General features: G+C 69.8%; 7 protein-coding genes. 4 read left to right on the top strand and 3 right to left on the bottom strand.

Features of this window, described 5'->3' with window-relative positions; all coding sequences use genetic code 11:
• Positions 1-1,487 (bottom strand): ATP-binding protein (locus tag D471_RS0115555; RefSeq protein ID WP_017599473.1); only part of this gene is annotated, 1,487 nt, incomplete at its 3' end.
• A gap of 169 nt (positions 1,488-1,656) precedes the next feature.
• On the bottom strand, positions 1,657-2,991 hold the full coding sequence (gene hisS / locus D471_RS0115550; protein WP_017599472.1) for a histidine--tRNA ligase: 1,335 nt from the start codon (positions 2,989-2,991) through the stop codon (positions 1,657-1,659).
• Between the two features lie 827 nt (positions 2,992-3,818).
• Here hisS and D471_RS0115545 point away from each other — a divergent pair.
• From D471_RS0115545 to D471_RS0115530, 4 genes are all read left to right on the top strand, one after another.
• Complete coding sequence (locus tag D471_RS0115545; protein ID WP_017599471.1) at positions 3,819-4,433, top strand: GTP-binding protein; 615 nt, start codon at positions 3,819-3,821, stop codon at positions 4,431-4,433.
• A gap of 63 nt (positions 4,434-4,496) precedes the next feature.
• The gene (gene secA2, locus D471_RS0115540; RefSeq protein ID WP_026127761.1) at positions 4,497-6,803 is read left to right on the top strand and encodes an accessory Sec system translocase SecA2; all 2,307 of its coding nucleotides are present in this window, start codon (positions 4,497-4,499) and stop codon (positions 6,801-6,803) included.
• Positions 6,804-6,986: 183 nt separating this feature from the next.
• The gene (locus tag D471_RS0115535; protein WP_017599469.1) at positions 6,987-7,256 is read left to right on the top strand and encodes a DUF6406 domain-containing protein; all 270 of its coding nucleotides are present in this window, start codon (positions 6,987-6,989) and stop codon (positions 7,254-7,256) included.
• 458 nt (positions 7,257-7,714) lie between these two features.
• Positions 7,715-8,020, top strand: coding sequence for a Dabb family protein (locus D471_RS0115530; RefSeq protein ID WP_017599468.1), 306 nt, complete (start codon positions 7,715-7,717; stop codon positions 8,018-8,020).
• 261 nt (positions 8,021-8,281) lie between these two features.
• Here D471_RS0115530 and D471_RS0115525 read toward each other — a convergent pair whose 3' ends face one another.
• Positions 8,282-8,635 carry a hypothetical protein gene (locus D471_RS0115525; protein WP_017599467.1) on the bottom strand — a complete coding sequence of 118 codons (354 nt, stop codon included), beginning with the start codon at positions 8,633-8,635 and terminating at the stop codon, positions 8,282-8,284.
• Positions 8,636-8,764 lie beyond the last annotated feature (129 nt).

Here is an 8,764-nt window from a genome sequence, read left to right as displayed (position 1 = left end):
GCGGCCTCCAGAGCGCACTGGGCCAGGGCGGCGACCCGCGGGGCGGGGTCCAGGTCGAGCCGCAGTTCCGCGTGGAGCGCCAGGGCACGCGTACGCAGGACGGGGGACTGGTGGTCGGGGTCGGTGGCCAGGACGGCCTCCAACACGCGGCTCCCCTCGGCCGCCAGGTCGCGGACCATCCAGTACGGGCGCAGCGCCACGCACACGCGCAGGGCCTCGTCCACCCGGCCGTGGGAGACCGCCCACCGCGTCACCCGGGCGTGGTTGTCGCGATGGTGGTCGAGGAAGCGCAGCTGGCCCAGCCGCTCTCCCCAGGTCATGGGTTTGCTGACGTTCGCGGCCATCTCCTCCAGCCGGCGGACGCTGAAGCTCAGGTAGCGTTCCCAGCGCTCGTCCTCGCCGCCGCTCTCGGCCAGGTGCTCGGCGGCGTAGGCGCGGACGGTCTCGGTGAGCCGGTAGTGCGTGGTGCCGTCGACCTCGGCGTCCATCACCACGAGCGACTTGTCGACGAGGGAGAAGTGCAGCGGGAGGATGTCGGCGGAGTCGACTCCGTCGTCGGAGCACACCTCCTCGGCGACCTCCAGGTACCACGTGGTGAACACCGACAGCCGGTGCAGTAACCGCCGTTCGGACTCCGACAGCAGGTCGTGGCTCCACTCCAGGACCGCGCGCAGGGTGCGCTGGCGGGCGGGGAGATCGTCGGAGCCGTCGCTGGTGAGCAGCCGGAACCGGTCGTCCAGGCGGCGCAGGATCTGCTGGACGGAGAGCACGCGCACCCGGGCGGCGGCCAGTTCGATGGCCAGCGGCATGCCGTCGAGCATCCGGCAGATCTCGGCGATGTAGCCGGAGTTCTCACGGGTCATCTCGAACCCGGAGCGGGCCGCGTGGGCCCGGGTGACGAACAGGCGTACCGACTCATAGCGCTGGGTGTCGCGGCGGGGGATGGGCGCCGGATTGGCGGCGTAGGGGTCGGTGGGGGTCGGCCGGGAGGGGAGGGAGAGCGGGGGCACGCGCCAGATGTTCTCCTGGGGCACGTGCAGGGGTTGGCGGCTGGTGGCGAGGATGCGTACTCGGGGACAGTCGCGCAGGACCGCCTGGCACAGCTGTGCCATCGGGCCGACGGCGTGTTCGCAGGTGTCCAGGAGCAGCAGCAGGTTCTGGGTGCGCAGCGCGGTGATGATCGCCTCCATCACCGTGCGGGCGTCGTCCTCCACGGCCTGGAGGCCGTTGGCGACCGTGCGCAGCGCCTGGTCGTGGGTGGAGGCCTCGCTCAGGTCGATGAAGCGCACGCCGTCGGGGAACCGGCGGAGCACGCGCTCGGCGAGGTGGAGGGCGAGCCGTGTCTTCCCGATGCCGCCGGTCCCGGTGAGCGTGACCATCCTGGCGGTTCCGAGAAGGCGGCCCAGGTCGACGATGTCGCGCTCACGACCGACGAACCGGATGAACTCGCCAGCGGACAGGGGCAGGTTGTGGCGGGGATGGGACATGGCCTCGATTACTTGGACACCGAATCGGCCGCGGTGCGCGCCTGGGCGGCACCGTGGCACGGAGAACAGCCTGCCTCCAGTCTCCCACCGACCGGCTGGAGCTGTCTTGTGAATGGCCGGTTCCGGCATGAGCGGTCAGAAACCGCCCATGCCGGGACCGTTGGTGCTATCAGGCCGATGTGTCATCGGTGGCGGGGCGCCAGGTCGCCGGGTCGGCCGGGCCCTGATCGCCGGAGGCCATGTCCTTGACCTCGTGGTCGCCGTCCTCGCCGAAGGGTGGGAACCAGACGAAGGGGACGCCCTTCTTCGACGCGTACTGGATCTGCTTGCCGACCTTGGCGGTGGAGTGGAACACCTCGGTGTTGAAACCGCGCTCGCGCAGGAGCGCCCCGGTGCGCAGGGCGTCCTTGCGGCGTTCGGCGTTCGGTACCACCACCATGACGTCGGTGGGGCACACCCGTCCCTCCTGGATCCGACCCTCCGCCACGAGCTTGGCGAAGATGCGGGTCAGGCCGATGGAGATGCCCACACCGGGCAGCCGGCGGCGGATGAACTGACCGGCCAGGTCCTCGTAGCGGCCGCCCGCGCAGATGCTGCCGTAGGCGGGGTCGTCGTCGAAGGAGGCCTCGTAGACGGTGCCGGTGTAGTAGTCCAGCCCGCGCGCGATGGACAGGTCCGCGACCACGCTCCCCTCGGGGAGGTCGGCCAGCTCGTCCAGCACGAAGGTGAGCTCCTCCAGACCCTCGGAGAGGAGTTCGGAGGTGACTCCCAGCGCCTCGACCTTCCCGGCGACGTCCTTGCCGGCGCCGCGCACGCGGGCCAGGGCCAGGCACGCGTCGGCCTGCTCGTCGTTCAGGCCCTCGCCGAGGAGGATGTCGCGCACGCCGTCGTCGCCGATCTTGTGCAGCTTGTCCACGGCACGGATGACCGTGAGCGGCTCCTTGACGCCCAGGCCCTCGTAGAAGCCCTGGAGGACCTTGCGGTTGTTCACGTTGAGTGTCCAGGAGGGCAGGTCCAGCCCGCTGAGCACCTGGTGGACGATCCGCGGCAGCTCGGCGTCGAAGTGCAGCGGGACGGAGTCGACGTTGATGACGTCGATGTCGCACTGGGTGAACTCGCGGTACCGGCCTTCCTGCGGCCGCTCCCCGCGCCAGACGCGCTGCATCTGGTAGCGCTTGAACGGGAAGGTCAGCTCGTTGAAGTGCTGGGCGACGTAGCGCGCGAAGGGCACGGTGAGGTCGAAGTGCAGCCCGAGCCTGGCGTCGGAGTCGTCCTTGGCGTCCGCCTGGAGCCGGTGCAGGGTGTAGACCTCCTGGGAGGTCTCGCCCTTGGCCATCAGCACGTCCAGGTTCTCCACCGAGGGCGTCTCCACGGACGCGAAGCCGTAGGACTCGAAGCCGGCGCGGATATGGTCCAGCCAGCGCTGCTCCACGGCCCGGACCTGTGGGGTCCATTCGGGGAAACCGCTGATGGGAGTGGGGCGGACGACGCGCTGCTCGGACATGTGGGGTTCTCGGCTCCCTTGGGAGAATGGGTGGTCGGCTGTGCCCCTCACTCCCGCGCCCGCCGACGTGCGGCTCCGACGTGGGAAGGGGCTGCGTCCATCCTACGGGCAACCGGTCCCGCCGTTCGGGTTGTCCACAGGCGGTGGCGGGCGACGGGTGGGGTGCCGCGCCGTGGGCGTCGGTCGAGGGTGTCCGCTCCTGCCACGGAGTGGCCCGTGGGCGGTGGTGGGCCCGTCGGCCCACGTGGACGGATGTGGGCCGACGGGCTTCGTGGGTGTCGGCCTCGGGCCGCCACCCGCCTCCGACACCGAAGAGCGAGGCGTCGGTTCGCGGGCGGACGCCCCAGGTGCGCCACCGAGGCGCCCCCTTCGGTCGCCCACTCGTGCCAGGAGTCCCGGCGACCGATCCTTGGCGAGTGCCCCGCCCTCCACCGTAGACTCCGCCGCTGGTCCCGGACAGGGATTGACGCGGCCGAAAGCGGCCGAAAACGGCCGCTCACAAAGTCGTAAAGTCGGTCCACCGGGGTACGGTTCCGTGCTTTGCTGGTTACGGTGTGTCCGCACTCGTGGACCGCCCGCCACGGGACTCCTCGGCCGGTCACGTGGCGATGAGCCGTGTCCGAGGCCGAGCGCGCGCACCGGAGCGCGCTGGTGGGTGTCGCGTCCCACTGCGCGGAATCGCCTTCATGGAAGGCGTTCCGGTGTTAGGTTCCAGGGGCGGCGCCCCTCGCGATGGTTCGGATCCGGGGGAGACCGCACCCCTCAAGCCCGGGACGCGCCAACCCACCGTCCGTGCGCGCGCCCGGCACTCTCCGCTAGGACTTACTGTGATCCATCAAGCCAACAGCTCCCAGCACGCGCAGGCGGCGACCGGGCTCTCCACGAAGATCATCGTGGCCGGTGGTTTCGGAGTCGGCAAGACCACGTTCGTCGGAGCCGTCTCGGAGATTCCTCCCGTGCGCACCGAGGCCGCGGTGACCGAGGCCAGCGCGGGGGTCGACGACCTCTCCCACACGCCGGACAAGACCAGCACCACGGTCGCGATGGACTTCGGGCGGATCTCCCTGGAGACCGACCTGACCCTGTTCCTGTTCGGCACACCCGGGCAGCAGCGGTTCTGGTTCATGTGGGACGACCTGGTCCGGGGCGCCCTGGGCGCCGTGATCCTGGCCGACACCCGCCGCCTGGCCGACACCTTCCAGGCGCTGGACTACTTCGAGCGCCAGTACCGCCTCCCCTTCGTCGTGGCCATCAACGACTTCGACCCCGAGGCCGCCTACACCGTCGATGAGCTGCGCGACGCGCTGGACCTGACCCCGGACGTGCCGATCGTCCACTGCGACGCCCGTGACCGGCAGTCCGTCGTGGGGGTCCTGGTCACCCTCGTCAAACACGCGATGGCCCTGGAGGCCCGGCAACGGCCGCACCGCCAACTCGCCTGAGGAGCCCCCCGACGGGAACGCGGGGGTTGTGTCCGGCGTTACCCTGGCGTGGTGTTCGGACGAATGGCGGAAAGCGTCCGCCGCCTCCTGGGAAAGCCAGGCGCGGTGGATCTGCGGCCCTATACCAAGCTCCTGCCGGCGATCGAGGCCGAGGAGGATGGTCTGCGTGAGCTCAGCGACACCGAGCTGACGGACCGCGCCATCGACCTCGGCAACGCCGAGCTCCCCTACGAACGCGGCGACCTCGTGTCGTTGTGCGCCGTCGGCCGTGAGGCGGCCAGGCGTGCGCTGGACGAGCGTCCCTTCGACTCGCAGCTGCTGGGCGTCATGGCCCTGCTCGACGGGCACGTCGCGGAGATGGCCACCGGCGAGGGCAAGACCCTCGCCGGCGCTCTCGCCGCGGCGGGTTTCTCGCTGCGTGGCAAGCGGGTGCACGTCCTGAGCGTCAACGACTACCTCGCCAGGCGCGACGCCGAGTGGATGCGCCCCCTCTACGACCTGCTCGGTGTGACCACCGGGTGGATCAACGAGGAGTCGACCCCGCAGGAGCGCCGCACCGCCTACGCCTGCGACGTCACCTACGTGGCCGTCAGCGAGCTGGGCTTCGACGTCCTGCGCGACCGCATGGTCACCGACGTCGACGAGCGCGTCGTGCCCGAGCCCAGCGTCGCCATCATCGACGAGGCCGACTCCGTGCTCGTCGACGAGGCGCGCGTGCCGCTCGTCCTGGCCGGTGCCGCCGAGAGCGTCGCCGCCGATGTGGAGATGGCCGACGTCGTGCGTGCGCTCACGCCGCGTCTGCACTACGAGGTCGACGGTGAGGGGCGCAACGTCCAGCTCACCGACGCCGGCATCGACGCGGTGGAGAAGGCCCTGGGCGGGGTCGACCTCTACTCCGAGGACGACACCTCCGTCCTACCGCAGGTCAATCTGGCCCTACACGCCCACGTCCTGCTCCAGCGCGACGTCCACTACGTCGTACGCGACGGCGAGGTGCGCCTGATCAACGAGTCGCGCGGCCGGATCGCCCTGCTCCAGCGCTGGCCGGACGGACTCCAGGCCGCCGTCGAGGCCAAGGAGAAGGTCGCGCTGAGCGAGACCGGTGAGGTCCTGGACTCGATCACCGTCCAGTCGCTCGTCCTGCGCTACCCCACCCGCGCCGGGATGACCGGTACCGCCATGGCCGTGGCCGAGCAGCTGCGCGAGTTCTACGAGCTCGAGGTGGCGGTCATCCCCGACAACAAGCCGTGCGTGCGCGAGGACCACGGCACGCGCCTGTACGCCACGCGGGAGGAGAAGGAGGACGCACTCGTCGAGAAGGTCGAGGAGGTCCACGAGTCGGGCCGCCCGATCCTCATCGGCACGCAGGACGTGGCCGAGTCCGAGCTGCTGGCCGGGCGCCTGCGCGAGGCGGGGCTGGAGTGCGTGGTCCTCAACGCCAAGAACGACGCCGACGAGGCCGCGATCATCGCGGAGGCCGGTACCCACGGGGCGATCACGGTGTCGACCCAGATGGCCGGCCGGGGCACCGACATCCGCCTGGGCGGCAGCGACATGTCCGACCGCGACCGCGTGGTGGACGAGGGCGGTCTGTACGTCATGGGCTTCGGCCGTTACCCCTCCAGCCGTCTGGACGGGCAGCTCCGGGGCCGTGCGGGCCGTCAGGGCGATCCCGGCGACTCCATCTTCTTCGTCAGCATGGACGACGACCTGCTGGTCAACCACGCGTCGGAGACCACCGGCTACCAGACCACCGGTGACGGCGAGATCACCGACGGGGGCTGGCTGGCCATGGTCGACCACGCCCAACGGGTGGCCGAGGGGCAGCTGCTGGAGGTGCACCGCAACACGTGGCGGTACAACCAGCTCATCGACGTCCAGCGGGACGTGGTACTGGAGCACCGTGAGAAGGTCCTGACCGGTGACGAGGGCACCCGACACGTGGCCTCGGACCGCTCGGAGCGGCACAAGGAGCTGGTCGAGGAGCTCGACGAGGAGACCGTGGCCCGGGCGGCGAGGCTGATCACGCTGTACCACCTGGACCGGGGTTGGACCGACCACAACGCCTTCCTCGCGGAGCTGCGGGAGGGTATCCACCTGCGCTTCCTCGGCCGCCGCGACCCCCTCGACGAGTTCAACCGGGAGGCCGTGCCGGTCTTCAAGGGCTTCCTCGACGAGGCCCGTGCGCGTGCGGCGAAGAGCTTCGAGGAGCTGGAGGTGCGCGACGGTGAGCTCGACGTCAGCGAGGTCGGTGTCAAGCGCCCGTCGATGACCTGGACGTACATGGTGCACGACCACCCCTTCAGCTCGGCGCTGGAGACCCTCGTGGGCCGGCTGAAGGGCGGAAGGGGCACCGCGGGGCGCGACTGAGAAACGCGTCACACACTGTATTTCCGTGCGCGGGTCGGGACCAAGGTCCCGCCCGCGCATTATTTTCGTGCACTAGTCTGCTGAATTACCGGCCTGGCGGGAAAGTGCCCCGTGCCTTTGGCTCGACCCGGTCGGCATGCTGTTTTTTCCATGGAATCCGAGACGGTTGGGACTGAATCCACGGTGGTCCACGAGGTCGGTGCGCAGGAGAAGATCAGTTACGGGAGGAACGATCGTTTCGCCGGCGGTCCGGTCGGCGGCGGTCAGTTCTGGATCGCGGAGGACGGCCAGCCGGTGGCGAAGATCGGCGGCCCGAAGGAGTGGCGCCCCACGCCGATGATCGATGTTCGCGTCGGTGACGTCTTCACCGTCGGCGGACAGGCCTGGAAGGTCACAGATATCGTCGACGCGGATTCACCCTCCGCCTATCTCCTGGCGACAAGAGTGAGTTGACCAGGTGCCCCGGGGAAACCCGGGGCGTTTTTTTGTTCCTTCTTCTGGTGGGAATTGCAACCTGGCGCAACCTTTGCCGATTCCGTGGTTGTGCGGCGACGCTCCGGCGGGGCGGGTTTCGCGCCGTGGGGCTCGTGGGGCCTCTGGTGGCTGTGCGGTTGGTGGGGTAGTTGAGCCGTAACATCCGCGTGACGTTGTGTCGTCGCAGGTCAGCAGGGTGTATCCGGGGTGTCCGCCGGGTGAATCGAGACGTTCCGGTTATCTGTTGGAGGGTGTTCGCGTTACCGCCGTCTCGTTAACGTCAGTGGTGTGAGGCGCGCCCCGTCGCGTTTGGGGGGTCCTGCTCTCGGAGAGTCCACGGGTCGCTGCGCCTCGCGCCCCCGGTCGGTCCCAGGGGCTGTCCCCCGCCCCTGGGCCTGGCCACCCCCGCGACACGGTGGGGGAGTAGGTTCTCCCGTATGGGTATCCGACACATCGCACTGTTCCGGTGGCGCGACGACGTCACTCCGGCCGGGGTCGCCGAGCTGGAGAAGCTCCTCGGTGAACTGCCCGCCGCCATTCCCGAACTGCGTTCCTACGCCTTCGGTCCGGACGCGGGGATCAGCGAGGGGGCCTACGACTTCGCCGTGGTCGCCGACGTCGACGACGAGGCGGGTTTCGCCGCCTACCGGGACCACCCCGAGCACCAGGCCGTGTTGGCCGTCATCCGGCCGATGCTGGCGGACCGCGCGGCGATCCAGTTCCCGGTCGAGATCACTGGGTAGATCACGTTCCACAGGCCCGGTGAGCTTGATTTGCCGGGCCTTTCTCGTGTTCAGGGTGGGCTGGGGTCTTGCGGTAGAACGAGTTTCAGTTTAACCTCTGGGTATACCTCGCCCGGTGAGGGCGCCCGGTTGTTCGGTCATCGGGCGCCAACGGACGGCGAGTGCAAGAAGCGCCGCCCGGTGCGGTCGGATCGCGCCCCGACCCCATCGGGCGGTGTCTTGTCTCCAGGCCGGGGCGGCTCGTGTTCCGGGGCGGTGCGGTCAGCGCAGCAGCCGGGTGAGCTCGCCGAAGGTCAGGCACGGCCAGGGCAATCCGCAGCCTAAGCACCGGTGGCCCCCGCCCTCGGCCCCCTCGTCGGGTCTGTGGAGGAACAGCAGGTCCACGCAGACCCCCGCCAGCGCGGTGACCTCGTCGCGTGCGCTCGCGTAGAAGGCGACGTCGTTGATCCGGGCCAGGGCGCCGCCGGAGTCGCCCGCGGGCGGCAGGCCGACCGTGTCGGGTTCCCACGGAACCGCACGGGCCGAGCGTTCCCGGATGCCCTGGACGCAGCGGAGCAGTCGCGCGTGTTCGGAGGTGATCCCTCCACGTGGCGCTGACGTGGTGAACGGTGACATCGCTGATCTCCCCCCGCCGGGTGGATACGCGGCCTCACGATGTCACACAGAGTATAACCATCATTGCGGAATGTCGCGACACGCGGAGGGTGTGAGGCACGGATCGCCCTTCCGGGGGCGGCCCGTGCC

Source organism: Nocardiopsis lucentensis DSM 44048 (assembly GCF_000341125.1).
In the GTDB taxonomy this organism is placed as follows: domain Bacteria; phylum Actinomycetota; class Actinomycetes; order Streptosporangiales; family Streptosporangiaceae; genus Nocardiopsis; species Nocardiopsis lucentensis.
Note: the sequence above shows the minus strand (reverse complement) of the source record. Positions and strands in the feature narration are given on the sequence as shown.